Below are 26,641 nucleotides of genomic sequence, written 5' to 3' on the forward strand. Positions count from 1 at the left end.
AAAGAGATGCCTTAAAGACACCCCTTTTCTTCAGCTAACGCCCCCGTTAGTAAGTCCAATGAAGAATACTGGATCATGTCTTCTGCCCCCGAATCTCCTGATTTCGCTAATGGACTATTTTTAACAGCGGTTAACTTGGGAACGACAATTGGTGCTGCAGCAGGTGGATTATTCATATCAGAGCTGGGGACACAATACGTGGTATTCGTGGGTTTACTATCATTGATAGTAAGTTCGGTAATGATTTTCCTAAGAAACTACAAGTTTACTGCTACACAACAACTTTCTTGAGTATGAAAAGGCTAGGCATGCTCACTGCCTAGCCTGCTTGTAGATAAAAGGGGTTCCATCTGAATTTTTAAACAAAGTTGATTGGAGCGGGTGTTCGAGACTCCTGCGGGAAAAGCGCGTCCAAAGGAGACCCCGCAGGCGCAAGCCGAGGAGGCTCCCGGACCGCCCGCGGAAAGCGAGTGCCCTACGTTCCAATCAACGTTCATATTTTACACTCCCTCAAAAAAATGTAGGCCATCTTAATTAATATCGAGTTTGTCTACAGTCCGAGGCTAGGTAAGCCACTGCCTAGCCTTTTCAGCGATTCAGATTCCAATTTTCTACAATCCCCATCATAATGTTTATAATGAAGAAAAGCCGATATTCCTAAAAAGGAAATCGACTATTTCTACGCTTCATTTTGGAAGAGAGCGTTAAATATCAAGTTTACGGGTACTGAGCCATTTCACAATTTCAGGATCGTTATGAGAAAAGAACAAGCTCTCTTTCGTATCTAACGCAGCAATCTTCTCCATATCTTCTTGGCCCAATTCGAAGTCAAAGATTTTGAAGTTTTCGATAATTCTTTCCTTACGAACAGACTTTGGAATTGCAACGACTCCTCTTTGTGTCAACCATCGTAAAATCACCTGTGCCACAGATTTATTATACTTTTCAGCGATGGACACTAATATTCCGTTCTGGAACATGTCATTTTTCCCTTCAGCAAATGGACCCCATGACTCTATCTGAACATTGTTCTCTTGCATAAGTTTCGCACTTTCTATTTGTTGGTTAAAAACATGAGTTTCAACCTGGTTTACTGCAGGAATTACTTCATTGTGGATAATCAAATCCACTAGACGGTCCATCTGAAAGTTACTAACTCCAATTGCCCTAATTTTTCCCTCACGGTACAATTCCTCCATTGCACGCCAAGATCCATATACGTCCCCAAATGGCTGATGGATTAGATACAAATCCAAATAATCCAATTGTAGTCTTTTCAGCGAATTTGCGAATGCGCTCTTTGTGCTCTCATAACCAGCATCCTGGACCCAGAGTTTTGTAGTAATAAACAATTCCTCTCGTGGCACACCACTCCGCTTGATTGCTCTGCCGACTGCTTCTTCATTTAGATAAGAGGCAGCGGTATCGATAAGACGATAGCCTGCCATAATAGCGTCATAAACGCTTTGTTCACATTCATTTTCATCTTGTATTTGAAAAACCCCAAAACCTAGTATCGGCATCTCAACACCATTGTTCAACATTACTTTTTGCATATGAAATCCTCCTGTTCTCATTAAATATCTGTTATTTCCCTACTCTATTTGCGTATTCTGCCGGATAGCGATCTCCCGAAATCTCGATTTTCGAGAGCGCATCGTTCAAATCATTCAATTCCTCATGGGTCATTTCAACATCTGCTGCACCAAGATTTTCTTCGAGGCGCTCCAATTTCCGTGTACCGGGAATCGGAACAATCCATTGCTTCTGAGCAAGTACCCATGCTAGTGCTATTTGAGCGGGCGATTCAAGAAGTTCTCCTCTTTCTAATTTTTATTTATCCCTAATTCGGTTTTCCGTCGAAGCTAACTCCCTATGTCTCTTCATTATAATGAACCATCAAAAGAACCTTCTGGAGAATTCCGGATTTTTCTTCTTCCATTAATCTGTTTCCATGCAATATATCCCGAGAGCCCTCCAGATCATCTGCCGCTTTTACCTCCCAGTGTTCTGTGGGGATACCTGCTATCTGGGATCCTGTATTGCCATCCTTTGATCCTGTAAACTCTCCAAGGTCAAAACTTTTCATTTCATCCATCGTGTTCACGAAGTCATCCCGTTCCTGGTTCGCGTGACAAGTAAAGCATCGACCGATTTCTTCCTTGTAATCCACCGACTTGTCTCCATTGAATTCCTGGTATAGCCAATCTCCATTACGCATCTCAGATGGGTTCCCATCAGCCCAGCCAGCGCGCTTTTCCATTACGAAGATTTCATCAAGATCTTCATCCCTATAGATTTCGAGTGTGATTATTGTGCCGTCAGGGATTGGCTGCCCGTTCTGCACCGCTTCGATCGCTTCCCTGCTCGTGTAGAGTTCCTCCCTGACATTTCCACGATTAACAGTCGTATAGTTTACACCCTTATCGTAGTTCTCAGGGAATTCAACCAATTCACGATTGGATTCTGATTGTTGTTCCTGTTGAGAAACCCCATTTCTGTCATTATTGCTGCTGCATGCTGAAAGAGTGTAGGACATGACCAAAGCCAGGGACATAAATAATCGTTTTTTCATCATTTTCCTCCTATTTTCTTTCCGAATTATTTCTATACAAAACTCGCAATCGTTCCAACCTGAATATCCCTATCTAGTACAATCACTTCAGCATATATACAGTGAATTTGTAATTTGAATTCAATATGGCATTAGCCACATAAACACTATAAAAGTAATGTATTAATATAGAGGTATCCTCATTATGCTACAGATTAAAAAGCGGCGCTGTCCTATTTCTCTTAAATCAATGCCTAATCCTCTTACGTTTCTATCTAACAATTTTGTATCATACTGAAAACGGATTGATTAATACAGACTCTAAATATCCAAAATAAGGAAATTGGGAGGGGTATAAACATTTGTATTTTACTCAGAGGTATTCAGGGGGCTTAAAGTTGAGCTTGTGAAGAAATGCATATAAGAAAAAGCTGCCTTAAAGACAGCTCTGCTCGTAAACTATTAAACTGATTAATCTTGTTCATCAAGTTCAATAAAATAATAATTGGATGTGCTGATTATCATCATTTAAAAAACCAATTGCACCAGCATCATGTAGACAATCGTTCCCCCCGCTATGGAGAGGAGCATCATTTTCTTCCAAAAGTGAAGCAGGGCAACCACCGCCACCCCAATAAATTCAGGGATGCCATGACTTCCGGATTGTAAGCTCACATCCTTTAAACAATATATGACCAAAAGCCCAATTACCGCGGATGGCAGCATCTTACCGAGATACTGTACATACTTCGGTGTAGGTTTACCTGATGGGAAAACGATGAAGGGAAGAAACCTTGTAAGCATTGTACCTAAAACAACCATCGCAATTGTAATGATTTGCTGCGTTAAAGTCATTGTCATATGGTTCTCACCTCAACTTTCTCTAACGGCTTTCTAAGTAAGGTAAGTACCCCTAAAATGGTAAACATGGCAGGGATAATGAAATTGCTTCCGCCAAAAATAATCAGGCAGACAGCTGACAGCCCAAGCCCAGCGAGAGCACTATGATGTTTTTTCTCTTTCATCCATTGTTCAATGAAAATCACGACAAAGAGAGCCGTCATAACAAAATCGAGTCCTTCTGTATTGAATTTGACAAAAGAGCCAAAGATGCCGCCAATCGCTGCTCCTATCACCCAATAGCAATGGTTGAGCAGTGTCACGAAAAACATGAACCAGCCCTTATCCACATCCTTCGGTACATCAACGGTACAATTGATGGAAAAAGACTCATCGCAAAGCCCAAAAATCAGATACAGCTTTTTCTTACCAGTCCCCCTATATTTATCAAGCATGGATATGCCATAAAACAAATGCCGTGCATTCACCATTAAGGTTAGAAAAAGGGCGTTAATCGGATTGAACGCGACAAGCAATAAATTGGCTGCAATAAACTCCATCGATCCTGCAAATATCGTTAGACTCATCAATATCGGGTAAATCGCGCTGAACCCTAATGAATTCATAAAGATCCCATAAGCGATGCCTAAAAATAAAAAGCCTGCCAAAATGGGCACTGTGTACGGAAAAGCCGCACGAAATGCTGATATCATTTGAGTTCGTTTTTTCATATAAATCACATCCTGATGGCTAAATTTATTTAAACTTAACATACAAAATCCGTACAAAAAACAAGTTAATTGTATGGATTACAATTAAAATAAAATTCCCCCATTTCATCAAAATGGGGGAGTCTGATAGGCTAATCACCTTATATTCTTTTAAAGCCGACCGTTTCAATATTAGAATTCCATACAAAAAATGATATGATTGTATGGAATAAGTCTAGGAGAGGTGAAGTATGCCAGTAAATTCATTTGACAATTATCCTATGTCTTGGAAACCTGATAAGAATGCATTAAAGCGTCCTTTTTATAAATCTCTCGCATCATTACTTGAACAAGATATAACAAATGGTTTTTTAGCACCTGGAACCAAGTTGCCCCCGCAACGAGAATTGGCAGATTTTCTTGACTTAAATTTCACTACGATTACCCGTTCCTACAAAATGTGCGAGGTAAAGGGATTGATATATGCCGTTACGGGAAGCGGAACCTTTGTGGCTCCCAATGCCACTCGTTCCATAACCATTTCAGCGGATAAAACAGCAAACAGCATTGATCTTGGTTTTGTGGCATCTTTTGAGCAAACCAATGATATCGTTTCAGAAACTTTACAAAAAACCGTGAACAAAAGCTATTTGGAGCAGCTGCTGAATTACAACGATCCGACTGGTATTCCACATCAAAAAACAGCAGCTCTAAACTGGATGGAATCTTTCGGCATTCACGCGGATCAAGAGCATATAGCAATCGTTTCCGGTGCCCAAAATGCATTGGCTGTTGCCCTCGCTGCTTTGTTTGAGCCTGGTAATAGAATTGCAACCGACTTATACACCTATTCAAACTTTATCGAGCTGGCAAAGATGTTTCATATTAAGTTAGTGCCCATTCCCGGAGACCAGTTTGGAATGCTGACAGACGAACTTGAAAAGCAATGTTGTCAAACAAATATTGACGGCATATTTCTGATGCCCTCTTGCAACAATCCAACCACAATCATGATGTCGGATATTCGAAAGCAAGAATTGGCTGCGGTCATCCGAAAGCATCGTTTAATTTTGATTGAGGATGATATTCATGCATTTCTGACGGCAGGCATTATCTCCGACTACCGGCAGCCGATGTTCCATTTGCTTCCGGAACAGAGCGTTTATATTTGCGGCACCTCTAAGTCAATATGTTCTGGATTAAGAGTTGCCTATATGGTTTATGGGGATGCCTTTCGCGAGAAAATTTCCCAGGCCATTTTCAACATTAATGTAAAGACCTCTTCTTTTGATGCAGAGGTTATCACAGAGCTAATCCTATCAGGCAAGGCTCATGAAATTGTTTCTCATAAGAAACGGCTTGCACAAACTGCAAATGATATTTATTCGGAATATTTCCCCTTAAGAAAGGATGTCGGACATCCTCTCAGTTTATATCGTTGGCTTCCAATTAAAGGGCATAATGATGCGTTACTGCTGGAAACGGATTTGAAAAGGCGCGGTATTCGAGTTTTTCATTCCAACCGTTTTCAAAGCGGGCAGACCACCCCTGATATGTATTTGCGTATTGCACTTTCTTCCACAAACTCATTCGATGAGTTAAAAATAGGATTAGAAATATTAGAACAGTATCTAGGCTGATTTAAGTCTAGTAAAAAAAACATTCTAGTTGATTGGATCGGAAGGTTCGAGACACCTGCGAGAAAATTGAGTATTAGGGAGATCCCCCAGGCGCAAAAGCGCCGAGGGCGAGCCACCCGCCCAAAGCGAATGCCTAGAGTGGAAATAAATGTTCAAGTTTTGACAACTTAATTATTATCGAGTTAGTCTACAAATCTCCGGAATGGTCTCACCCCGGACCATTTAAATGAAGACCCGTTTATCCTTCATGAATTTTCACTTTTCGATATGGTATGAACCCTTATTAGATTGAAGAAATTTGCGACACTCCTGCCGAATAACTGGCTAGCCGAGACCCCACAGCCGCTTGCGGTGAGGAGGCTTGGCAGACAGTCGGCGGAAAGGGAGCGGATTTCTTCAATCAATTCCGAACGTTCTTTAATAATTGCAGACAGACTCAATTATCTACAGTTGGAGCCCGACCAATAAAGGTCGGGCTATTTTATGCTTTTTTTAGCAGAAGCCGCTCATTCCCGCCTTAAAAACAAATACATCCAATAATGATTAAGAGTATAAACAAAACGACTATTAAGGCGAAACCTCCACCAAAACCAAACCCGCGGTCAAAACCCTGTTCACAACCTGACATATATAAACATCTCCTTATTTTTAATGAGGAATAAATGGGCTATATCATCTTATGCTCCAATCAGGAAAATGACAGCAACAATCTCCATCTCCAATGTGATAAAGTTACATTTTTAATTTGACATTCACGAATCAGTTATCCATGTTTAACCTCTGCAATATTATTTGAACTGGACAACATTAATAAACATAAGATGGAAAATACAATTTCATTCATTCCGATCCTAAATGATAACTATAAAATGTACTGAAAGAGGAGATGTTTTTTTGTATCCGAATGATTATTATTATCGAGTAAACAACTGGGAGCCTATTTTATATATGTTGCACCAAAGTTTATATGCTGAAGAAATGGTATGTGCTACGAGCAGTGAGCTTTTTCATATACCAGAAACCAAAGATTTAAAAGGAAGTCGCGAGATGCATAACCACTTAATCCCTGCTTCATATCACCGTGTAACCGCAGTGGGATCAGCCCAAAGGCTAAAAAATGGTGAGCAACAGCAAACCATTATAGAAACAATGACAGCTTGTATAATAAACGCTGAAACCCAAGATAAAAAAGTAAGTGAAGGATTAAAAATAATGGAGGAAAATGCAAGCCCTAATTATATTGCCTTCATTAAAGTGATTATCAAATGGCAAGAACAAGCAGAATCCTATTTAAATCAAGCAAAAGAAGCTTTACGATCTATGGGGGTTTCATTTCCTGTTGGAAGTGAACAGCAGAATTATTAATATATTATGATTCTACAAAAATCTTCAAACAAATTTTAAAATTTCAAACACATATACCCCCGTCCTGTTTAGATGGGGGTTTCATTTCTAGCCCTTAACTATCCTGCCCCTTTCATAAGAAAAAGCTGCCTAAAGACAGCTCCAATCTTAAGCAAAACCCAATTATAAAGTGAATTTTCCACCATGATAACAAAAGTAATTTTCAGCTTCAAGATTTTTAATCTTTCTTAAAGACTGTTCTGCCTCCTCTACATTTAGACAAAAGTGTGGATTAGCAATGATCAATTCATGATTCTCTTTAATAGCTGCGTCACCTGTTATTACACTTTTTAAACTTGGAAAATATAATGAAATATGCCCTGAGGTATGCCCTGGTGTTGCTACTACTCTACATTCGTTATCCAATATCAAACCACCATCATGTACCTTTTCATCAATTGAAACATGCTTCAATTTCTTTAATTGTTGTATAAACCATTTACCGAATTCGATTTCTTGAATTGGCATATTTCCTAGCATTTCTTCGGCTTGAACCAATCTCTCTGACTTCATTTCACCACTAATATATTTTGATTCCACTTCACTGGCTATAATGTTAATCAAAGGATACTTTTCCTTGAAATCATATAAGGAACCTATATGATCAATATCATAATGAGTAATGATTATATTCTTTAAATTCTTCATTTCATAACCACTTTTTATAATTTCATTTTCAATTAAAGGTAAAAATTCAGGATACCCTGTATCGACCAAGGTTAGTTCATTCTTCAATATAATCAAGCTAGGATTAATGTGATTTTTTTGCCCATTAAATTCAAATTCAATTGGCAGTTCTATTATCTTCATTTTTTCTCCTCCTCACCTACTAAAGAGGTAATAGTAGCTCTCGTTTTAGTTCATTAAGAAACCCAGCATGGATACAAAGAAAAGAAATAATGAGACAACAACGTACCTCAAAAAACCTTCTTTTCTATCTTTTTGAGGTTCCTCTAATCCTGTTATTAACAAAATTGCCGCCAGAAACAACATAGAATATGGCATCAACTCAATACTTCCAGTAATTAGCTGATATGCATATAAAGCGACTACAATTATTGCTAAGATGATTTTAACTATTTTCAACAATATATTTCCCCTTAAGTACAATTTTTTTAATCATACCATTTGACACCTTTTCATTGTGTAGAAAATGGAAATTCCTTCATTCACTAACCCACTTTTCTGCACGAAAAAGCCGACTGGTTTTTTAATAAAACCAATCGGCTATATGGGCTTTTAATTTATTTGAATGTTACGCATTTACTGCTTTACGGGCCTGGCTTGCATGTAATTTTTTCATTGCAAATCTTGCTATCGGCTGTGCGATCAAAACTTCAACCCAAAATGCGATGAAAAAGTTACGTGGCCAGTCATAAAAGAACGTCTGAATCGGCTCCAAACTAATTTCCCTCATGCCAATCCAAGATCCGATAACCGTCAGTAAAATGGACAGAATGGTTACGCTGAATAATATCGTGAATAACACTCTTGCATTAAAACCGTCCGTAGGTTCAATAAACTTTTTTACGAGTTTATTAACTAGAGGATTTACAACAAGTGTTACCAATAAAATGACACAAATCCATACAAATGGAATTACCCGTAAGGTTTCCAAATACACTTCTTTACTGAATCCAAATTTAAATCCCATAATAAGTGGTGCGATAATGTTGACTGAAAGTATTGATATAATCGCTAAGAATAATACAAAGTCTTTTCCATTTCGCGGTAATCTTGTTTCATCGTGCATATGATCATCCCCATTAAAAATATTTCAGATGGCAGACGTATCGTGAGACATATATTTTTGGTCAATAAAAAAGACCAATATCTCTACACACTGATATAACAATTTTATCACGTTTTTTTATGGATTTCAAGTTTTAATATTAGCTATCCTGCCCTGTTTTTCCCGAAAAAAGGATGCCGCAGTAACCCTACTTACTGCAAACAAATCACGAGACAGCAGGACACATATACCCCCTGCCAGTTAATTACAAGAGTTCATTTGAATTCATTTAGTTAAAAAGCACAAAATAATATCTGAAATTTCACACTTCTTCTAATGATTCCTAAATACGAAACCTGTATACTTTCCTCATGTTAGTTTTTGTCACATCAATAGTCATATCATATAACACTATGAATAGGAGTTGAGTGTAAATTGTCTACATATCTAGAAAGTCATGCTTTAGAAGAGGCGGAGTTCCACCATGCTGCGGATTTGGATGAATCTCTGAAGCCGAGATCAAAAGAAGATAGGACGGTTGGCCCGATATCCTATACATTCATGTGGATTGGAGACGGCGTCAATTTAGGGAATATGACACTTGGGGCCAGCTTGGTCGTAGCGGGAACCGCAACGTTGAATATCATTCAGACATTTGCTGCAGCTGCCATTGCCATCGCTATCATTTCCGTGATTTTCGCTTTAAATGATAGGATTGGATACAGGACGGGTATCCCCTATGTTGTTCAGCTCAGAATGTCCTTCGGGATGAAAGGCTCCATCATATCATCACTTTTGCGCGGAATTCCGGCCATCATCTGGTACGGTTTTCAAAGTTGGATCGGCGGTACCGCTTTAAATGAAATCGTGAAAGTCATTACGGGTGGTGCTTTTGATAATGCCGTCATTTGCTTTGTCGCAATTCAATTGGTACAAATTGCGCTTTCGCTATATGGCTTCCATGCAATCAAATGGGTGGAAATGCTTACTTCCGTTGTTATCATGCTAGCGCTAGTCTATGTATTCGGTATTCTTCTTACTTCACATAGCGAGGTCATCGCGGAAAAGTGGGTACACGCTGAAGGCTCATGGGGCTTGCCGTTCTTTGCTTTCATCATGATGTTTTTAGGAAATTATGCAGCTATCTTTTTAAGCGCAGGAGACTATTCAAGAGAGCTTAAGTCTGGCATCAGTGATGCAAAACGAGGTTTTTTGTACTTTTCGCCCATTTTACTAGCATACGGCTTCGTACTGACAATCGGAGTAATGCTTGCTTCCGCTACCGGCATTTCCAATCCAGTTAAGGCGTTTGCAATTGTGGTGGATAATCCTTATATCACTGTAGGCGTTTCAGCATTTATCGTCATAGGTGCAATTGCGGTAAATATGGTTGCCAATATCATTCCGCCAACATATGTCATTACTTTGCTTACAAAGTTGAAATATAAGGTTGCCGTGATCATAACCGGAATTCTTGCCTTTTGCTCATTCCCTTGGGTGCTTGTACAGGATTCTTCGGCGAAGGGCCTCGGTTTGTTCATTCTGATTTATTCCGCATTTTTGGGTCCGATCGTTTCGATTTTATTAGTCGAATATTATATATTAAGAAAGCAAAAAATGAATGTTGCCGATTTATACAAAGAGGATGGGCCATTTGCAGGATATAATCCATGCGCGCTGCTCGCCATGCTTATCGGCGCCGGCGCTGCCTTTATAAAAGTCGAGCTGGCCTGGATCATCGGCGTTGTTGTGGCGGGCATTGCCTATATTATTCTGATGAAGTTCGCCTTTAAGGATTCTAGTTTCAAAAAGGGGACGATATTCGAGAAATGAGTTTTAACTTATTGAAGGGGATACTACTCAAGATGGCAGTATCCCTTTTTTAAGTAAGGTTGATTTCAGGAATTATACATTTGACCATTTTTGTAAGTGAATGTATAGTTTCCTTCTTTTTTCATTAATACCGGCAAGTACTGTGCGACCATCTCAGCAATTCCGAGATTAAGTGGATGAAATATCCAATCAATGGATTTCCAATCAAGAATTCCTTCCCGCGTTTTTTTCGGTGTTTCATATAGTAAATCCTCATCAGCCATATACAAATATACATATATTCCATCCAATTCACCTTCTGGAGTCTCCCAGGTTACCGTTCCTTTAGAAAAAAAGGTCTCTACCTCTATCCCCGTTTCCTCAAATACCTCACGCCGTGCACCAATATCAGGTGTTTCACCTTTCTCGATTTTGCCCCCCACCCCGTTCCAAACACCCATAATCGGAGCTTTCTCCCGATTAAGCATGAGAAGTTCATTATTCTTCTTTACAAAACAGACTGTATACTTAAACACTTATTAAGTGACCCCTTTATCGTTAATTAACCCCACCACATGGCTGTGACGAATGTGGACCATAGAGAGGTCGCTGTACCAATCATACAAATTACAGCTAGATAAATCCCGAATTTATCTTTTTGGATTTTTTGTTTTTTATAAAATAGGAATGTCAATGAGAGTGCAGCTAAATATAGAAAAATACTTAACCCTGTTAATCCGGTCAAGTAATATATAGGCGATATCTCCACTATAGTTCGGTCCATATAATAGGAAAGATCCTGACCATATATCCCTAATACTGTCGCTAAAACAAAACTGCCCACTATTAAAACATTGGCTAATCTCAAATCATCTGCCTCCAGCAATAAATTATTAACACACTCTCAAATTTTAACAATGAATACAGTATCCGTAAACACTCTCGTCAATGTATGAGCGCACTACCCATTAGTTCCAATTCTTCTATTAGCGCAAAATAATTACTTCACTCGTGAGTTTGGGCGATATATTTGTGAGTTTGATTGATATATACGAGAGTTTGGGCGATAAACTCGTGAATTTGAGCGATATATTCGAAAGTTTGAGCGATATACACGTTAATTTGCACTATTTACTCGTATTTTGCTCTGTTTTACTCGTGAATTCGCACTATTTACTCGTGAATTCGCACTTTACTCGTGAGTTTAAGCTATTTACTCGCGAATTAGCATTATTTACTCGTGAGTTCGAACTTTGCTCGTGAGTTTAAGCTATTTACTCGCGAATTAGCATTATTTACTCGTGAGTTTTGCTGTTTTACTCGCGAATTCGCACTATTTACTCGTGAATTCGCACTTTACTCGTGAGTTTAAGCTATTTACTCGTGAATTCGCACTTTACTCGCGAATTTGCACTATTTACTCGTGAATTCATATTTTCATAAAAAAAGCAGCGATTCCCTTAAGGATCGCTGCTCCTCCTATTTATGCTCCTGCCCAAACATCTTTCGCATATTTGCCATTCTCCTCTAATGATTGCAGCCATTCTGTGGCTTCTTCTCTCTGTGTTTGATAGACATGCATATAGCTGTCAATTAAGGTTCGTTCAACATCTGGCGCCATTTTGCTTCCGTCTCCGCAGATGTATAGGTGTCCTCCTTCTTTTAATAAAGGAAGGATGTCATTTGCGTTTTCCGCTAATCGGTCCTGGACATATGTTTTTTCTTGACCGGGACACCTGGAGTAAGCGGTGTGCAGTGTTACAAGTCCCTCTTGTTCGGCTTGGACGAGTTCTTCTTGATAGAGGTAATCGTGTTCCGGATTACGGCATCCAAAGTAGAGGTGGGCCGCCCCTAGCGTTTCACCTTTTTCTTTTAAAGCGCGACGTGATTGTATGAATCCCCTGAATGGTGCAATGCCTGTTCCAGGGCCGATCATGATGATTGGTTTTTCTGTTTGCTTTGGAAGCTGGAAGTTGGATTGCGGCGTATTGATAAAGCAGGCTATTTTGTCTCCTAGGGAGCGTTCTGCCAAATAATTCGATGCAATTCCTTTGTATTCCCCGTTGCCGCTCAAAGCTTCTCCACGGACGACGCTCACGGTGATGCTTGCTTCTCCTTCGTTGTGGAGTGGTGAGCTTGAGATGGAGTAGTATCTTGCTTTTAAAGGTGGCAGTAGAGCCAGGAAACGTTCAAACGGGATTTCACATGCAAGATACTTTTCGATTAGGACAAGCATGGTTATGCGCTTGTTCAGGATTTCTTGTTTATAGGTATTGTCCAAAAGAAGATCTTCAAGTTCTTTTACATGTGGAGGACATACCGTATGAGTGGCAAGCGCCCGTATTTGAGTCCGGGTGGCGGGTTCTTGGAACTCCACATGGTTTGATAGTAACTCTTCCAGTTTTACCGGTTTTCCTGTAGGAAGATGGGCAGCTTTTCCGGAATCCCCAGTCAGATTCACGTAATCTTGGCCGTTTAGGTTAAATCGACTGAGCACTCGCTCGACAAGTTCCGCTGGATTTTGCGGAAGCACCCCGAGATGATCGCCTTCCTGATAATGTATTTCCTCTGGCAGCGTTAATTCTATATGCCGTGTACTTCTTCCGCTATCTTCATGTTGTAATTCAGTATTCCTTTTTACAATGGATGTAAACGCATGATGGGTGCGGGCAAGCGGTGTGCCGCTCACATCACTTACGAAGTTCATCGTAATCGAGCTGACTACCCGATCATTCTTATTCACTTTAATGTTCAGGGTTTCGGCAAGTTTCGGCCAAAGGGCTTCTGACCATTTCTCGTAATCCCCTTCAAAGTCATCGCTTGCATCCCCATAGCCTGTTTCTGACAGCCGCACTGCTCCTTTTTGTTCCAGCCGCTCATCAATGAAAATTGGAATGCGTTGGTACGTATTGGCCCAATTGCGGTCCCCACAGCCGAAAATCGCATAGTGAACACTATCCAATGAGCCATCATGGCTTTCCTTCAGCCATGAAACGAAGTCACCTGCATTATCAGGGGGATTTCCATTATAAGATGCCGAGACTATGAGAACAGCTCCTTCTTGGGGAAGCCGATCGGTGTAATCATTCAAAGGGGCAACCTCGGCATGGAAGCCTTGCCGCTTCCCTGTTTCGGCAAGGTCCCGAGCAATCCCTTCCGCTGTTCCCATGTTTGATCCAAACAGGACGAGTAATGGTGTTCCATGTACTGATTCGATTGGAGATACCGCGGCTCCTTTTTCCGGAGACTTTGGTTCTGAAGAAGCAACGGTAAACGACATCGCCGGCTTCCTCGGTGAAATGCGCATGGTCAATCCGTCCGGTTTAAGAGTCAATGTTTCTTTAACATCCAATTGATATTCTTCATGATCGATCAAGTCAAAGTGCTGTAAAACCATGCCAAGCACCAGTGTCGCTTCATGAAGCGCAAACTGCTGTCCGATACAGGCGCGCTGCCCGTTTCCAAATGGTTTATACGCATGATAAGGGATGGACTCCAAATCCTCGAACCGCTCTGGAGTGAACGATTCAACGTCATCACCCCAAACGGATGGATCACGGTGAAGCTCGGGAATAAGCAGCGAGAACACATCATCTTTCTTCACATTGTATTTTCCATCCAGCATGGTATCTTCTTTCGCATAAACGGAAAACGCCGGAGCTGTCGGCCACAGACGAAGCGTTTCATTCAGCACCATCCGGACATATTTCAGCTTTTTCACTTGTTTGTAATCAGGAACATCATCACCCAGCACTTCATCGACTTCCTGCTGCGCTTTTTTTAACTTGTCTCTGTTATTCATGAGGAAATAGATGGCGAACGATAGGAGACCGCTCGTCGTTTCATGTCCAGCTATTAAAAAGGTAATGATTTGGAAACGAATATTTTCATCATCCAGTGATGCGCCCGTTTCAGGATCGACCCCTTTCAACATATGGGAAAGAAGGTCATCTTCTCCGTGATCACCATTTTGTTTTCGGTCAGCAATCAATTCATCCACTAGAGAGAACATATATTGAATGTCTTCCCTGAATTGTTTTTTGGATTTGATCATCAGTTTATCTTGGATGCCAAGTCGCTGCGTTTGGCTCATCGCTTCATCCAACGTACGCACCATACTGTTGACAAAAGGATGGGTGGTCTCCCGATAAAAACTGTTAAAGCGGTAATTGAACCCGCATAGTCCAATCGTATCCAATGTCAATCGTGTCATATCTTCAGGAACATCTATCTCATCAGCCGGATTCAGGCGAGCCCATTTTTGAATGAGTTGGGTAGCAAGATCCACCATTTTAGCATGATAGCCCTTCATTGCCTGCTGGCTAAAGCTGGGCAGCAAGATGTTATGGGCCTTTTTCCAATTCGGTTCCTTCGTTTCACTTGTGAAAAGACCGTCGCCGCCAAACGCCCTCACTTTCTGCAAGGCTGGACCGACCTTCTTATCAAATCTTTTTTCATCACATATTTCTTTAGCGAGGGTAGCACTGGATACGAATGTAGTGATTCGACCCGGAAATTGAAACTGAAAAATCGGCCCAAGTTCTCGTGCCAGCTTCATGAAAGACTGAAGCGGCTTATCCTTATCAATGATAGGCAGGCTGCCAAGGGGGCCATATGTCTTTGGCTGTGGAAACTGAGTTGTGTTTTCCATTTTATTAGCACCTCTTTACAATAGTTCAGAATGCGGAATGAACGTTCATTCCGTTTAAATGTTAAAAGTATCTCAAGCGTGCAATCGCACTGCATCCCAAAAGCTTTCTTCCACATCTGCCAAAAGTTTTGGGTCAGGTTCTAACTCCCCGATGCGAACAAGTCGCTCAAGCTCAAGAAAAGCTCCGTAAATGATGGCAATCAAAGCTGAAGAAGGAAGCTCCTTAATTTCTTTTTTCTCTTTTCCTGAATCAAAGAAATTTTTAAATATATTCAATAGCCCTTGAAAGCTAGCATGACTATCTTCATTTAAAAAATGGGCTCCACTATGTATTTTAATAAAATAAAGAGCTTGGTCCTGCTCAGTTGTAAAGTGAACCATCGATTTAAAAATATGATGAAACTGATTGCGAATTGAATCATCATGAGGAAATCCATTCTTGACCGTTTCAGTGAAAATATCCAAGTACTCTTGAAAGATCTTGTTGCCCAGCACTTCCTTATTCTCGAAATAACGATAAATGGTACCCGCTCCAACTCCTGCCGATGCAGCAATCATCGGAATCGTCGTCGCATCATACCCCCGTTCTGCAAAAAGCTCTAAAGCGCTGGTTACTATACTGTCTCGTTTATTTGCTCCCGTGATCATAATGATCCCCCCTTTTAATCAAGGTGCGGAATGAATGTTCATTCCTTTAATGCAAGTGTAAACCCAATAAAATCCAATCTCAATCGCGCATATTACCCATATTTTGTGAATTATTTTTTAACGGTGGGGGATAAAAGGCTGAAAGTATTTCTTTTTAAGGAATTAAATGGTATGACTTGCTATCATTCGCCCCATAAGAAAAAGAGCTGATAGTCACAGCTCTTCCACTGGTTTACTGAAATTAAGTATGCAAACTTCTTATTCGTCTATTAAATGAGAAGAAACTCATGCTTGATTATAACGTTCAGATAGTTTCTTTTTATGGGCATTGAACACTTCTTCCAAGGGGATATTGTACTTGTTCGCAATCACAATCAAGTTTCCTAACACATCTCCCAACTCTTCGGTTAGCTCCTGAATGTTCTCTTCAAACGAACCAATAACTTCATCAGGTCTATCCCCTGCCAATCTCAAGGGAACGAATGGCTCGTGCAACCTCGCCAGTTTCTTCTGCCAAAAAGCCAATGCGAATGAAGATGTCCAATTCTGACCATCCCCGTGCTTCATAATAATCTTTTACCCATTGTTGAAATTCAGTGACGTTCATATCCATCCACCCTTCTTTTTTATCATTCAAGTTTAACAAATCCCCTTTAATTTTGTATGATAAGAAAGGAAGATTACTAAATGGGAGATGTGATATTTTGAAAAGTCTAGCTGTATTTTGTGGATCAAGCAAAGGTGCATCTGCTGTCTATGTAGAAGAGGCTAAAAAACTGGGGACGGAACTGGCAAAACGTAAGATTACCCTTGTTTATGGAGGCTCAAGTGTAGGAATCATGGGTGCAGTTGCAGATTCCGTCTTGGAAGCAGGCGGAAATGTAATTGGCGTAATGCCAGATTTTCTAGAAAAAAAGGAAATAGCACATAAGAACTTAACCGAGCTGATCGTCGTGGAATCCATGCATGAAAGAAAAGCAAAAATGGCTGAGCTTGCAGATGGGTTCATGGCCTTGCCAGGCGGGCCAGGAACATTGGAAGAATTCTTTGAGATTTTCACTTGGGCTCAGCTTGGTCTTCATCAAAAACCTTGCGGACTCTTAAATATCAATCACTATTATGATCCTTTGGTCGCTTTATTCAATCATATGTCCGACGAACAGTTCCTTCATGAAAAATTCCGTTCCATGGCGCTGGTGGATGTTGAACCAAATGGACTTCTTGATCAATTCAATACATATGAACCGCCAACCGTAAAAACTTTCATTACCGAGAAACAAACCTGATCATTAAAAAACAGCCGGCCAAGATCAATAATGATCTTGGCCGTTTTGATAAACTGCTGGTTAGGTAAAGATCTGGTTTAAATAATCTCCATGCCCTTTGATAAGCTGCACTTCATGTTCGGATGAAATCCAGAAGAAATGAAATGTCAGCCCCACTTCATCTTCTCCACCCGTCGACTGATGGTCCCATTCATCAGGAACATTCGATACCCTTATTTGATAAAAATATCTATTATGTATGGCACCATAGACGTTCTCCCAAAAATCTTCTGTTAGTAATTTCTCCACATGAAAATTTTCCAGACCTGTTTCTTCTTTCATTTCCCTAATCACTGCTTGGTAAGCATCTTCTTGAGGCTTCACTGTTCCCTTGGGTATCTGTATACCGGCTTCCATAATGGGATGTTGAAAAACCAATACCTGTGTTTCTCCATTATTGATTCTTGTCACATACCCGTAAGCTTTTTTTATCGGTATCACCATCAATCACCAAAAGCAAAAATGAGCTCTGTCTCGCATACAGTTTCCCCCTCGACAGTAGCCCTTCCTGTTCCTTTACCGATAGGACCTTTCAAGCGAGTAATCTCCACTTCTAAACGTAATTGGTCCCCTGGTTTTACTTGCCTTTTAAAACGACATCCATCGATCCCAGCCAAAAGCCCGATCCTTCCTTTATTTTCTTCTTTTGTAAGCATGACAACAGCACTTACCTGTGCTAATGCCTCCACGATCAACACACCTGGCATCACTGGGTAATCGGGAAAGTGACCAGTAAAAAACTCTTCATTTGCCGTGACGTTTTTAATGGCCACCGCCCTCTTTCCTTCTTCCAGTTCCAAAACTCTATCAACTAAAAGAAATGGATAGCGATGCCTGATAATGTCTTTGATTTCTTGGATATCAATCAATATTAATCCCCCCATTGCGATGGATTGCTTTCACTTAATTTTACCATCCGCATCATCATATGGATATTTTTGTATTTATGAAAAAAAGGCTGCCTGAGCAACCCTGTTTTCGCTTACAAATCCTTTGATTTTTTTTCCTTCGATTTAGTTAACGGGGATAGAACCATTTCTTCATACCTCTCATATCCCCCTAATAATTTATGAATCACGCTTATATTAGGAACAATAAGGTAAACCGCCAATCCTGAAATGGTGCTCAGTATTGCTCCTGCCAGCACATCTGCCGGAAAGTGGACACCTACCCAAATACGGGAAATACCAACAAGGAAAGCCAGCATAATCCACAACAGCCACCATCCTCTTTTGAAAAGCCAAAAAGATACACAAAACGAGAAAAACAAGATGGTATGGTCGCTTGGAAATGAATTATCCACTCCTTTTTCAATTAACTTATTAACATTGGCCAATTCGGCAAATGGCTGATTATTCGAATGCAATCTCCCTGCCATTTTCCCCATCATTTCAGCTATTACAAACGTAATCATCCCACAAACAACCATCATCCTACTCTGTTCATTTCGAGTGAACCATATTACGATGACTGCCAAAGCTAATAAAAATACCATGTACTCGGCAATGAAAATGGCAGAAGGGTTTAAATAATCGTACTGTTTCCCTAAGTCATTGATCATTCTGAATACATTGGTATTCAACTCAAAAAAGTCCATTTCATACCCAACCTTCCTCTTTTTCTTACATATTAAAGAGAAAGGAAATAAATCGCCATCGTTCTTCCTAACAGTTTAAGCTGCCATCTTACAATATTGTCACTCGGTTAAATACGCTTAGTGGGGTCTTGTATATTTCCTAAACTTTCTATATAATCCAAGAAAAAATAAGGAGATAAGTAAAATGAATAATGATAGGAACTCAGTTCTAATTCATGAAAACCAAGAAACGGTTTGGAATGCGATTACGAATGATGAAATCATCTCAAAATGGTATGCCCCGGGTTCAAAATGGAATATTCCTAAACTCCAGGTTGGAGAGAAGGCAATCTTCGTATTAATGCCTAGTGCACATAACAATCTTAAAGATAATGAAAGCATCCCAATGAGTTTTACAATCCAAGAGATAATCCCTTGCGAAAGGTTTTCTTATTCCTCGGATTCTGATAAACTCGTTTTCACTTTTGAAATATACCCAGAATCCGAAGGCACTAGAGTATCCATTAATATGGACGGATATGAACTTAGTTTGGCTAACTTAAAAGCATGTTTAGAAGGAAAAGAACTTCCCTATACCTAATCATTCATTTGAAAGAGAACCTAGTTCATTTCCATGTTTATTAAAAAATCGTTGCTGTCCCCCTTCTGGAGACGGCCGTATTTATAATAGAAGAAATTCACATAAGGAGGTAAAAAATGCTGGACATACAGAAAAAGTCCGATTCTGTCATCATTGTCATTCACGAAATTTATGGACTGAACCAACATATGCAGGGTTTTTGTGAGTCATTATCAAAACAGGGTTTTGATGTGATTTGTCCGAATTTGTTAGAACGTGAGACGCCTTTTGATTATTCCCAAGAGGATGCTGCTTATCGACATTTTATGGAGAACGTAGGTTTCAAGGGCGCCTTACATAAGATAAAGGATATATTATCGAATATAAAAAATGAATACCAAAAGATTTTCATCCTTGGATTCAGTGCAGGGGCAACTGTAGCTTGGCTGTGCAGTGAGGAAGAGTGTGTCGATGGAATAGTTGGTTACTACGGTTCACGTATTAGGAATTATGCAGAATTAGCACCACAATGTCCTGTACTGCTATTTTTCCCACTAGAAGAGCCATCATTTAATGTAGACGAGTTAATTTCAACTTTAGAAAGAACGAATGTCGAGGTTCATAAATTCAGCGGAAAACATGGATTCAGTGACACTTACAATTCAAAATATCATGCAGAATCAGCACAAGCAGCCGTTAGCAAAATGATGAAATTTTTTATGCAACATTGAGGTTACCATTCAACCTAATGCCGTTTTGCATTGATCCATTGTATCGAACCCGAATTACTATGTGGGTGACAGTCATTTTGAACCTTTTTATATTCTATTTCCAATTCTTTTAAGGTTAACTTCATTAGCTGTTCCACACTCTTATTTACAGTATGGATCATAAGTTTATAGATCAATGCCTTCCGCCTTTCTTCCACACCCTTCTTCATTTCACCCTCTCCTTTTATTCTGACATTATATGGAATGATGTATCCTCAGACAGGGGGAATGATCATCGGATTCCTTCTCATCGATTTTAGTTATTTTATATATTCATTCTCTAAATCGGTTAAGGTTAATTCAAAAAGATGGATGTCATTCTTTTTATAAACTCCCTTGTTAATCAACTTGTTGATTAGAAAGTTTCTTTTTTTCTCAATCGCTTTACGTAATAATATCCCCATGATAAATCCCCCTTTTTAGGATGTATTGAAAGAGAATCTTTCGACTTGCCCATTCACAAAAAAACCGGAGACACCTCTTTACATGAAAGAAAAGTCTCCGGTTTTCCGGTCAATTAACCTATAATTCCTATTCAATTACTCGGTATTGTTATTTTTATAATACTCACTATGAGATCCGCAGTCAACAATTTTTTTCCTGCATCTTATTTATTTTTGCTTCGCTTCATAAAATGCTGCTTTCACTTTATCCAACAGGTCTTTATCCGTAAACAATTTATAACCTGTAAGTGCAAGAGCTTTTGCCCCGGTCAGGATGGCTTTGTCTCCAACAGGAGATTTGGCACAGTCGCGGAATTCATTCGTATGGGCAATCAGCCCATCATGTCCAATTTTTATATAAGGATGTGCTGTCGGCACTACATGGCTTACATTACCTGCATCCGTCGAGCCAAAGCCACTCTCTTTTCGAGGAGCCACAGCTTCCCCTAATTGAGCGAGCTCTTCTTTTAACAGTTCATCCAGAACTGGATTAATGATAAAATCGAGCACTTCATTTTGGAAACGTTCAACTTTAACCGTGCTTCCTGTGGCAAGTGCTGCCCCTTCGGCAACAGCACGTATTTTATTGGATACTTCTTGGCAAAGTTTCCATGTTGTTGCTCTAATGTAAAACCTGGCGGAAGCATATTCAGGAATGATGTTAGGCGCTTCCCCGCCATTGGTGATGATTCCGTGGATTTTGACCTCGGCTGGGAGCTGCTGGCGCAAAGCATTAATGCCATTGAACAGCTGAATCACCGCGTCAAGTGCATTCACGCCTTCTTCAGGTGCTGCTGCTGCATGTGCTGACTTCCCGTAAAAATGAAAATCAAGGGGGTCGACTGCCAAAAACGGACTTGTGACACGCGTTTGCCCGCCTGGATGGATAAGGATGGCCGCATCCACCCCATCAAATAGACCGTGCTTCACAAAGCTGCCTTTTGCGCTTCCATTCGGCCCGCCCTCTTCTGCCGGTGTTCCGAAAACAATCACCTCTCCGCCCGTTTCCTCCAGCACTTGAGCCAAGGAAATGCCTGCTGCAACACTCGTTGTGCCGATGATATTATGGCCGCAAGCATGACCTAATCCCGGCAATGCATCATACTCGGCTAAAAAGGCAATTGTTGGACCTTTCTTTGAAGAGGTTTTTTTGGCGATGAATCCTGTTTCATGTCCGGCTATATTGCGGGTCACTTCAAATCCTTCATTTCGAAGTATTCCTGTTAATGTATCCGAAGCGAAGAACTCTTGATTCCCAATTTCGGGCTTGGCATGAATGGCTTGACTCGTTTCGATATATAATTTGGAATGAAGGTAGATATGATCTTCAATGATCTGCCGATGCTGCTTCTGCACTAATTCTCTCGCCATACTCTTAATCTCCCCTTTTACTTGATTCGATCCATTACTTTTCATTAGCTGGTTTTGTCCAAGCATCCTGGTAATTCACTAATTCATCTACAGAAACATATGCAGGAATGGTGTTTCCTTTAAACGTTTTTTTGATGAACACTTCCACTTCTTTCGATTGATAAAGCTCCACTAATTTTTGCAACTCAGGACGATCGGCATTACCCTTTTTAACTGCAATGATATTAATATACGGTTTCGCCGTTTTACTTTCATGGAATAAAGAATCTTTTAAAGTAAGGCCCGCTTCGACGGCAAAGTTATTATTGATGGCTGAAGCATCGGCATCATCCAATAGACGCGGTGTATTGCCTGCAGCAACAGGTTGGATTTTCAAGTTTTTCGGATTTTCCTTAATGATTTCCAATGAACCCGATCCATTGAATTCCTCTTTCAATGTAATCAATCCAGCTTCCTGAAGAAGGAGTAGTGCACGGCCAAAGTTTGTTGCTTCATTCGGAACGGCAATCGTAGCGCCATCCGGAAGACTTTTAAGATCTTTATGTTTTTTAGAATAAAGGCCCATAGGTGCAATGACAGTCGACCCGATGGCCTCTAATTTCAGATTTTGGTCTTGAACGAATTCATCGAAGTAAGCGACCGTTTGGAATGAATTGGCATCAATTTCACCTTCACTTAACGCAAGGTTCGGTTGGATATAATCATTGAAAGTGACCAGTTCGATATTAAGCCCTTCCTCTTTCGCTATGTCGACAATGTATTCCCATGTTCTCGTATCCCCGCTGCTGACACCGACTTTCACTGTTTTCACATCATCCGAACCGCCTGATGCACCTTCTTCTTTCCCGCATGCTGCAGACACTATTCCCAATGCCAATACTATGATCGTTAATAAGATTTTCTTCATTTCTCCTACCTCCTGTTATTTTTATCTTCTTCTGATTTTTCTTGAAATAAAATTCCCGGTGGATTGCAATAATTGAACGATGATCACGAGCGCCGCTACTGTGACGACCATCGTCATCGTATCGAACCTTTGATAACCGTAAGCCAAAGCTAGATCCCCGACCCCGCCTGCCCCGACAGCACCTGCCATGGCCGTAGCTCCAACAAGCCCGATAGTCGCTGTTGTAAATGTTAGGATCAACGAACTAAGTCCCTCGGGAATCAAAAAGCGATAAATGATTTGCCATGTCGTCGCACCCATCGCCTGAGCGGCCTCGATGATCCCTTTGTCCACTTCCAACAGGGAGTTCTCAACAAGCCGGGCAATATAAGGAGCCGCGTAAAAGATTAGCGGAACAATGGCCGCATTCATTCCGATTGCACTGCCTACAATCATTCTGGTAAGCGGAATAACTGCTACAAGCAAGATGATGAAAGGAACCGACCGCAATATATTGATGATCGGGTTCAATACATTAAAAATCCATTTATTCTCCAGGATGTGACCCTTTCTTGTAATGACAAGCAGGATACCGAGCGGAAGCCCGATCAATCCGGAAAACACCAATGAAATGGCTACCATATAAAGTGTGTCACCGAAAGCTGTCAACAACTGCTCTGCTGTAATTTCCATTCCCCAAAGCGTATTACCCATTTATCTGCACCTCCTGGACGAGAATCCCCTCATCTTTAATATATTGATAAGCCTTATCCACCTCATTTTTGTTCCCTGTCACTTCGATGATCAAATTCCCGAAAGGCGTTTCCTGAATTTCAGAAATATTGGCTGATAAAACACTTAAATGAACATCATATTTCTTCGAGATCGTTGAAAGTAAAGGAGTACCCGAAGTAGTCCCAATAAAATTAATTTTCCAAATAATCGGGATATGGGATCCTATGCTTTTTAGGAAACTTTGTGGAATTTCGTCATGTATGACCGTTCTCACGAAGTTTTTTGCAATATCCGTTTGCGGCTTCGCAAACACTTCGAAAACCGAACCTTGTTCAACGACGCATCCGCCCTCCATGACCGCTACCTTATTGCAAATTTCCCTGATGACAGACATCTCATGAGTGATTAGCAGAATGGTAATATTGTATTCTTTATTAATTTTCTTTAAGAGCTGCAGAACGGCACTCGTTGTTTGTGGATCCAATGCCGACGTAGCTTCATCACACAATAAGATCGATGGATTTGTAGCCAAAGCTCTCGCAATGCCGATCCGCTGCTTTTGACCTCCCGATAATTGATCCGGATAACTCTTCGCCTTGCTCGATAAGCCAACGAACTCCAACAGCTCGCCTACACGGTTTTTGATTTCCTTAGCCGGAGTTCCCGATAAAACCAGCGGCATGGCAATGTTATCAAAAACAGTCTTGGAGTTTAGCAAGTTGAAATGCTGAAAAATCATCCCGATTTTTTTCTTTTCTACCCGTAATTCCTTCGGGCTTAATTTGATTAAATCCTTGCCCCCAACAATCACCGAACCATCTGAAGGATCTTCAAGCAAGTTAACCAGCCTGATCAACGTACTCTTTCCGGCCCCGCTATAACCGACTACACCGAATATATCCCCCTTTTCCACTGTCAAATTAATGCCCTTCAAAGCCTCGACAGTCTGTTTCTTTGTTTGATAAACCTTTTTAACATTTTGAAACTCAATCATCCAATCTCCCCCCATGTTGTTTATTTGTACGAATTCATTATCCAGTGAGAAGAGCTTTGCAAAGTTTCATAATGATAGGGTTAAATTCGAAACTCACGAGTAATTGCACCAATTCTCCAAATAACCATATACATTTTGAATAAACAAAAGAGGCCTCTTCCGTCGTCAGACAGAAGAGGCCTCTTTTAGACATAAAAAAGAGTAAACTCTTAATTTAATTATCTAAGAAAAGCTCCTTCTTATCTTTCAAACTTTCGTCCGTTGGAATTAGCACAGTATTTTTACAAAAGTAAAAACCCGCTGCCGAGGTATCATAGGGCCAAGTCCCTCCACATCTCTTGATAAGAATTAACGTTATATTTAATTATGTCCTTCACTATATATTCTAATTTCTCTAAAGTCAACCATATTTTTCACCGCTTAAAATATTTTCACAGTATAGTGAATTGATAATTTTTAATTATATTAATATAATTAAAAATTATATTTTATAATGATTTACTCATTCTCCATACAAGGTGTTTTTGACTTTCCTCCCTTATCTTCATCATGCCTGAATTCGTATATAAACGAATCGCCCTTTGATTATCCGGAGAAACCCTTAAATGGTATTCGGATACATTAAATTGCCTGAAAAAGTTTTCTGCGTAGCGAACCAATTCCTTGCCAAGGCCTTTACTGCGGTATTCGGGAATAAGATAAAATAGATCTACATAGCCGATCTCAGTTCCTTCATACTCCCGAATTCGAAGTTCCATTTGTCCAATCGGTACTTGGTCATTTTCAATGATCACCTGTCCCCCAGGAAATTTGCGGACCCTTTCTTCCATTCGTTGCAGATAAGTATTTTCATCTCCAAAGCCAGCTTCAGTTCCAAAACTTACAACAAAGGAATCTTTCCGGAATTTAACGATAGTATCTTTATCTTTGTCCGTATCAATGGTGCGAAAGATCAACTTCATCCACCCCTATCATTTTAGTGAAATAGTTTTCAAGCAAACAAACTCATTTTACTTACGCTCTTTATAAAATTTCATTATTTACTTTTTCAAGCGTCTTATTTCATTTTTTCTGAAAGGATTTTGCCTTAATCCCTATAGGAATGTCCATAATATTAAATTAAAAACAAATGCAATATTGTTGGGAGAGGTCTAGTAATGGGGATTGGGTTGGCACAAACAAATTGATTATAATTTTTGAGTCTAACTTTGCAGGGTATGAATGTTCGAGAGGAATTAGTTTATTCAGCTCTAACTCAACTTTTTCCCAAGCATCCTTTTTCCCTTTCATTTATATTCCAATTATAATAGGTAAGTGGAATACATTTACATGATTATCCATTATAAAAATCATTGGAGGTATTGAAGATGAAAGTTGTTGCAATAGTGGGAAGTATCCGTAAAGAGTCTTACAACCTTAAGCTTGCCAAATATATTCAATCTAGATATCAAGATCGGTTCGATCTCGAAATCTTGAACATTCGGGATTTACCTTTTTATGATCAAGATATTGAAAATGACCCTCCATTAGTTGTAAAAGAATTTAAAAGTAAAGTGGCCGAAGCAGATGCAGTCTTGTGGGTAACACCTGAATACAACGGTACGATTCCAGGAGTATTGGGCAATGCTATCGATTGGTTATCACGTGTCGATAAAGTCTTGATCGGAAAACCATCATGGATCATGGGTGCGTCAATGGGGCAATTAGGAACGGTTAAAGCTCAATTGCATTTGCGTGAAATCTTATTCGCAATAGGCATCTCCTCCCCACTCCTTCCCGGGAATGAAGTATATGTTGGTGCAGTGCATGACAAAATCGATAACGAAGGCAAACTTACACATGAGTCGACTGTCCAGTTTATCGATACGGTCGTCGATAATTTCATTAGCTGGTATAATCATCATACTCGTTAATGCTTTTAAAACAAGAATCCCAGCAGGATTAAACCTGCTGGGATTCTTGTTGCATCA

Annotated in this window: 30 protein-coding genes, 2 pseudogenes and 1 riboswitch; of the genes and pseudogenes, 8 read left to right on the plus strand and 24 right to left on the minus strand. The window is 40.1% G+C overall.

Features of this window, described 5'->3' with window-relative positions; all coding sequences use genetic code 11:
- The first annotated feature begins 75 nt into the window (after window positions 1-75).
- Window positions 76-291, plus strand: a complete 216-nt coding sequence (locus ABC374_RS20375; RefSeq protein WP_350300114.1) for a hypothetical protein — start codon at window positions 76-78, stop codon at window positions 289-291.
- 413 nt (window positions 292-704) lie between these two features.
- Here the strand turns inward: ABC374_RS20375 and ABC374_RS20380 are convergent, their stop codons facing one another.
- The 5 genes and pseudogenes from ABC374_RS20380 to azlC form a co-directional block, all read right to left on the minus strand.
- On the minus strand, window positions 705-1,556 hold the full coding sequence (locus ABC374_RS20380; RefSeq protein WP_413019577.1) for an aldo/keto reductase: 852 nt from the start codon (window positions 1,554-1,556) through the stop codon (window positions 705-707).
- A gap of 31 nt (window positions 1,557-1,587) precedes the next feature.
- Window positions 1,588-1,797 (minus strand): annotated as a pseudogene (locus tag ABC374_RS20385) (aldo/keto reductase); the annotation flags it as partial.
- A 76-nt stretch (window positions 1,798-1,873) separates the two neighbouring features.
- Window positions 1,874-2,578 carry a cytochrome P460 family protein gene (locus tag ABC374_RS20390; RefSeq protein ID WP_413019578.1) on the minus strand — a complete coding sequence of 235 codons (705 nt, stop codon included), beginning with the start codon at window positions 2,576-2,578 and terminating at the stop codon, window positions 1,874-1,876.
- 504 nt (window positions 2,579-3,082) lie between these two features.
- Complete coding sequence (locus ABC374_RS20395) at window positions 3,083-3,415, minus strand: branched-chain amino acid transporter permease (RefSeq protein WP_350300120.1); 333 nt, start codon at window positions 3,413-3,415, stop codon at window positions 3,083-3,085.
- On the minus strand, window positions 3,412-4,167 hold the full coding sequence (azlC, locus tag ABC374_RS20400; protein WP_413019579.1) for an azaleucine resistance protein AzlC: 756 nt from the start codon (window positions 4,165-4,167) through the stop codon (window positions 3,412-3,414). The genes ABC374_RS20395 and azlC overlap by 4 nt, the downstream gene beginning before the upstream one ends.
- Before the next feature lie 188 nt (window positions 4,168-4,355).
- Between azlC and ABC374_RS20405 the strand changes: the two genes are divergently transcribed.
- Window positions 4,356-5,744, plus strand: coding sequence for an aminotransferase-like domain-containing protein (locus tag ABC374_RS20405; RefSeq protein ID WP_413019580.1), 1,389 nt, complete (start codon window positions 4,356-4,358; stop codon window positions 5,742-5,744).
- Window positions 5,745-6,261: 517 nt separating this feature from the next.
- Here ABC374_RS20405 and ABC374_RS20410 read toward each other — a convergent pair.
- Window positions 6,262-6,372, minus strand: coding sequence for a YjcZ family sporulation protein (locus tag ABC374_RS20410; RefSeq protein WP_350300123.1), 111 nt, complete (start codon window positions 6,370-6,372; stop codon window positions 6,262-6,264).
- Between the two features lie 266 nt (window positions 6,373-6,638).
- Here ABC374_RS20410 and ABC374_RS20415 point away from each other — a divergent pair, with 266 nt between their 5' ends.
- Window positions 6,639-7,109 (plus strand): hypothetical protein, encoded by a 471-nt coding sequence (locus tag ABC374_RS20415; RefSeq protein ID WP_413019581.1) that lies wholly within the window; start codon window positions 6,639-6,641, stop codon window positions 7,107-7,109.
- A gap of 162 nt (window positions 7,110-7,271) precedes the next feature.
- On the opposite strand, the gene ABC374_RS20420 is transcribed toward ABC374_RS20415, so the two are convergent.
- From ABC374_RS20420 to ABC374_RS20430, 3 genes are all read right to left on the minus strand, one after another.
- A complete protein-coding gene (locus ABC374_RS20420; RefSeq protein WP_413019582.1) occupies window positions 7,272-7,958 on the minus strand; it encodes an MBL fold metallo-hydrolase in 687 nt (228 codons plus the stop codon).
- 45 nt (window positions 7,959-8,003) lie between these two features.
- Entirely contained in the window at window positions 8,004-8,234 is a 231-nt protein-coding gene (locus ABC374_RS20425; protein ID WP_413019583.1) for a DUF3953 domain-containing protein, read from the minus strand.
- 169 nt (window positions 8,235-8,403) lie between these two features.
- Window positions 8,404-8,901: a DUF2798 domain-containing protein gene (locus ABC374_RS20430; RefSeq protein ID WP_350300127.1), complete on the minus strand. Its 498-nt coding sequence runs from the start codon at window positions 8,899-8,901 to the stop codon at window positions 8,404-8,406.
- A 414-nt stretch (window positions 8,902-9,315) separates the two neighbouring features.
- On the opposite strand from ABC374_RS20430, the gene ABC374_RS20435 reads away from it, so the two are divergent.
- The gene (locus tag ABC374_RS20435) at window positions 9,316-10,713 is read left to right on the plus strand and encodes an NCS1 family transporter (RefSeq protein ID WP_413019584.1); all 1,398 of its coding nucleotides are present in this window, start codon (window positions 9,316-9,318) and stop codon (window positions 10,711-10,713) included.
- Between the two features lie 65 nt (window positions 10,714-10,778).
- On the opposite strand, the gene ABC374_RS20440 is transcribed toward ABC374_RS20435, so the two are convergent.
- The 5 genes and pseudogenes from ABC374_RS20440 to ABC374_RS20460 all read right to left on the minus strand — a co-directional run bounded on the left by ABC374_RS20440 (window position 10,779) and on the right by ABC374_RS20460 (window position 16,598).
- A complete protein-coding gene (locus ABC374_RS20440) occupies window positions 10,779-11,228 on the minus strand; it encodes an NUDIX hydrolase (protein ID WP_413019585.1) in 450 nt (149 codons plus the stop codon).
- A 26-nt stretch (window positions 11,229-11,254) separates the two neighbouring features.
- Window positions 11,255-11,560, minus strand: coding sequence for a hypothetical protein (locus ABC374_RS20445; protein WP_413019586.1), 306 nt, complete (start codon window positions 11,558-11,560; stop codon window positions 11,255-11,257).
- A 615-nt stretch (window positions 11,561-12,175) separates the two neighbouring features.
- Window positions 12,176-15,343, minus strand: coding sequence for a bifunctional cytochrome P450/NADPH--P450 reductase (locus ABC374_RS20450; protein WP_413019587.1), 3,168 nt, complete (start codon window positions 15,341-15,343; stop codon window positions 12,176-12,178).
- A 72-nt stretch (window positions 15,344-15,415) separates the two neighbouring features.
- A complete protein-coding gene (locus ABC374_RS20455; protein WP_413019588.1) occupies window positions 15,416-15,991 on the minus strand; it encodes a TetR/AcrR family transcriptional regulator in 576 nt (191 codons plus the stop codon).
- A 285-nt stretch (window positions 15,992-16,276) separates the two neighbouring features.
- Window positions 16,277-16,598 (minus strand): annotated as a pseudogene (locus ABC374_RS20460) (MazG nucleotide pyrophosphohydrolase domain-containing protein).
- Between the two features lie 97 nt (window positions 16,599-16,695).
- Here ABC374_RS20460 and ABC374_RS20465 point away from each other — a divergent pair.
- Window positions 16,696-17,277: an LOG family protein gene (locus ABC374_RS20465; protein ID WP_413019589.1), complete on the plus strand. Its 582-nt coding sequence runs from the start codon at window positions 16,696-16,698 to the stop codon at window positions 17,275-17,277.
- Between the two features lie 60 nt (window positions 17,278-17,337).
- On the opposite strand, the gene ABC374_RS20470 is transcribed toward ABC374_RS20465, so the two are convergent.
- The 3 genes from ABC374_RS20470 to ABC374_RS20480 form a co-directional block, all read right to left on the minus strand.
- Window positions 17,338-17,760, minus strand: a complete 423-nt coding sequence (locus ABC374_RS20470; RefSeq protein WP_413019590.1) for an NUDIX hydrolase — start codon at window positions 17,758-17,760, stop codon at window positions 17,338-17,340.
- The gene (fabZ, locus tag ABC374_RS20475; RefSeq protein ID WP_096340058.1) at window positions 17,760-18,185 is read right to left on the minus strand and encodes a 3-hydroxyacyl-ACP dehydratase FabZ; all 426 of its coding nucleotides are present in this window, start codon (window positions 18,183-18,185) and stop codon (window positions 17,760-17,762) included. The genes ABC374_RS20470 and fabZ overlap by 1 nt, the downstream gene beginning before the upstream one ends.
- A gap of 113 nt (window positions 18,186-18,298) precedes the next feature.
- A complete protein-coding gene (locus ABC374_RS20480; RefSeq protein ID WP_413019591.1) occupies window positions 18,299-18,913 on the minus strand; it encodes an undecaprenyl-diphosphatase in 615 nt (204 codons plus the stop codon).
- Window positions 18,914-19,097: 184 nt separating this feature from the next.
- On the opposite strand from ABC374_RS20480, the gene ABC374_RS20485 reads away from it, so the two are divergent.
- Both ABC374_RS20485 and ABC374_RS20490 read left to right on the plus strand, forming a co-directional pair.
- Window positions 19,098-19,493 (plus strand): SRPBCC family protein, encoded by a 396-nt coding sequence (locus ABC374_RS20485; RefSeq protein WP_413019592.1) that lies wholly within the window; start codon window positions 19,098-19,100, stop codon window positions 19,491-19,493.
- Window positions 19,494-19,609: 116 nt separating this feature from the next.
- Window positions 19,610-20,203 (plus strand): dienelactone hydrolase family protein, encoded by a 594-nt coding sequence (locus ABC374_RS20490; RefSeq protein ID WP_413019593.1) that lies wholly within the window; start codon window positions 19,610-19,612, stop codon window positions 20,201-20,203.
- A 14-nt stretch (window positions 20,204-20,217) separates the two neighbouring features.
- Here the strand turns inward: ABC374_RS20490 and ABC374_RS20495 are convergent, their stop codons facing one another.
- From ABC374_RS20495 to ABC374_RS20525, 7 genes are all read right to left on the minus strand, one after another.
- Window positions 20,218-20,412: a Fur-regulated basic protein FbpA gene (locus ABC374_RS20495; RefSeq protein WP_413019594.1), complete on the minus strand. Its 195-nt coding sequence runs from the start codon at window positions 20,410-20,412 to the stop codon at window positions 20,218-20,220.
- Between the two features lie 90 nt (window positions 20,413-20,502).
- Entirely contained in the window at window positions 20,503-20,646 is a 144-nt protein-coding gene (locus tag ABC374_RS20500; protein ID WP_413019595.1) for a Fur-regulated basic protein FbpA, read from the minus strand.
- A gap of 207 nt (window positions 20,647-20,853) precedes the next feature.
- Window positions 20,854-22,056, minus strand: coding sequence for a M20 family metallopeptidase (locus tag ABC374_RS20505; protein ID WP_413019596.1), 1,203 nt, complete (start codon window positions 22,054-22,056; stop codon window positions 20,854-20,856).
- A gap of 34 nt (window positions 22,057-22,090) precedes the next feature.
- Window positions 22,091-22,963, minus strand: a complete 873-nt coding sequence (locus ABC374_RS20510) for a MetQ/NlpA family ABC transporter substrate-binding protein (protein WP_413019597.1) — start codon at window positions 22,961-22,963, stop codon at window positions 22,091-22,093.
- Window positions 22,964-22,984: 21 nt separating this feature from the next.
- A complete protein-coding gene (locus ABC374_RS20515; protein WP_350302947.1) occupies window positions 22,985-23,635 on the minus strand; it encodes a methionine ABC transporter permease in 651 nt (216 codons plus the stop codon).
- Window positions 23,636-23,648: 13 nt separating this feature from the next.
- Window positions 23,649-24,671, minus strand: a complete 1,023-nt coding sequence (locus tag ABC374_RS20520) for a methionine ABC transporter ATP-binding protein (protein ID WP_413019598.1) — start codon at window positions 24,669-24,671, stop codon at window positions 23,649-23,651.
- 236 nt (window positions 24,672-24,907) lie between these two features.
- Window positions 24,908-25,019, minus strand: a riboswitch (SAM riboswitch).
- 140 nt (window positions 25,020-25,159) lie between these two features.
- Window positions 25,160-25,627, minus strand: a complete 468-nt coding sequence (locus tag ABC374_RS20525; RefSeq protein WP_413019599.1) for a GNAT family N-acetyltransferase — start codon at window positions 25,625-25,627, stop codon at window positions 25,160-25,162.
- 411 nt (window positions 25,628-26,038) lie between these two features.
- Between ABC374_RS20525 and ABC374_RS20530 the strand changes: the two genes are divergently transcribed.
- Window positions 26,039-26,584 (plus strand): NADPH-dependent FMN reductase, encoded by a 546-nt coding sequence (locus ABC374_RS20530; RefSeq protein WP_413019600.1) that lies wholly within the window; start codon window positions 26,039-26,041, stop codon window positions 26,582-26,584.
- Window positions 26,585-26,641 lie beyond the last annotated feature (57 nt).

Source organism: Peribacillus phoenicis (assembly GCF_047238085.1).
Classification (GTDB): Bacteria; Bacillota; Bacilli; order Bacillales; family DSM-1321; genus Peribacillus.

Coding starts and splice junctions, on each gene's coding strand:
- ABC374_RS20375 (WP_350300114.1), top strand. CDS start 76: ATGTCTTCTGCCCCCGAATCTCCTGATTTCGCTAATGGACTATTTTTA.
- ABC374_RS20485 (WP_413019592.1), top strand. CDS start 19,098: ATGAATAATGATAGGAACTCAGTTCTAATTCATGAAAACCAAGAAACG.
- ABC374_RS20510 (WP_413019597.1), bottom strand. CDS start 22,963: ATGAAGAAAATCTTATTAACGATCATAGTATTGGCATTGGGAATAGTG.
- ABC374_RS20515 (WP_350302947.1), bottom strand. CDS start 23,635: ATGGAAATTACAGCAGAGCAGTTGTTGACAGCTTTCGGTGACACACTT.
- ABC374_RS20470 (WP_413019590.1), bottom strand. CDS start 17,760: ATGGTGATACCGATAAAAAAAGCTTACGGGTATGTGACAAGAATCAAT.
- ABC374_RS20490 (WP_413019593.1), top strand. CDS start 19,610: ATGCTGGACATACAGAAAAAGTCCGATTCTGTCATCATTGTCATTCAC.
- ABC374_RS20500 (WP_413019595.1), bottom strand. CDS start 20,646: ATGGGGATATTATTACGTAAAGCGATTGAGAAAAAAAGAAACTTTCTA.
- azlC (WP_413019579.1), bottom strand. CDS start 4,167: ATGTTAAGTTTAAATAAATTTAGCCATCAGGATGTGATTTATATGAAA.
- ABC374_RS20420 (WP_413019582.1), bottom strand. CDS start 7,958: ATGAAGATAATAGAACTGCCAATTGAATTTGAATTTAATGGGCAAAAA.
- ABC374_RS20480 (WP_413019591.1), bottom strand. CDS start 18,913: ATGGACTTTTTTGAGTTGAATACCAATGTATTCAGAATGATCAATGAC.
- ABC374_RS20380 (WP_413019577.1), bottom strand. CDS start 1,556: ATGCAAAAAGTAATGTTGAACAATGGTGTTGAGATGCCGATACTAGGT.
- ABC374_RS20395 (WP_350300120.1), bottom strand. CDS start 3,415: ATGACAATGACTTTAACGCAGCAAATCATTACAATTGCGATGGTTGTT.
- ABC374_RS20390 (WP_413019578.1), bottom strand. CDS start 2,578: ATGATGAAAAAACGATTATTTATGTCCCTGGCTTTGGTCATGTCCTAC.
- ABC374_RS20455 (WP_413019588.1), bottom strand. CDS start 15,991: ATGATCACGGGAGCAAATAAACGAGACAGTATAGTAACCAGCGCTTTA.
- ABC374_RS20530 (WP_413019600.1), top strand. CDS start 26,039: ATGAAAGTTGTTGCAATAGTGGGAAGTATCCGTAAAGAGTCTTACAAC.
- ABC374_RS20520 (WP_413019598.1), bottom strand. CDS start 24,671: ATGATTGAGTTTCAAAATGTTAAAAAGGTTTATCAAACAAAGAAACAG.
- ABC374_RS20495 (WP_413019594.1), bottom strand. CDS start 20,412: ATGAAGAAGGGTGTGGAAGAAAGGCGGAAGGCATTGATCTATAAACTT.
- ABC374_RS20410 (WP_350300123.1), bottom strand. CDS start 6,372: ATGTCAGGTTGTGAACAGGGTTTTGACCGCGGGTTTGGTTTTGGTGGA.
- ABC374_RS20450 (WP_413019587.1), bottom strand. CDS start 15,343: ATGGAAAACACAACTCAGTTTCCACAGCCAAAGACATATGGCCCCCTT.
- ABC374_RS20405 (WP_413019580.1), top strand. CDS start 4,356: ATGCCAGTAAATTCATTTGACAATTATCCTATGTCTTGGAAACCTGAT.
- ABC374_RS20505 (WP_413019596.1), bottom strand. CDS start 22,056: ATGGCGAGAGAATTAGTGCAGAAGCAGCATCGGCAGATCATTGAAGAT.
- ABC374_RS20430 (WP_350300127.1), bottom strand. CDS start 8,901: ATGCACGATGAAACAAGATTACCGCGAAATGGAAAAGACTTTGTATTA.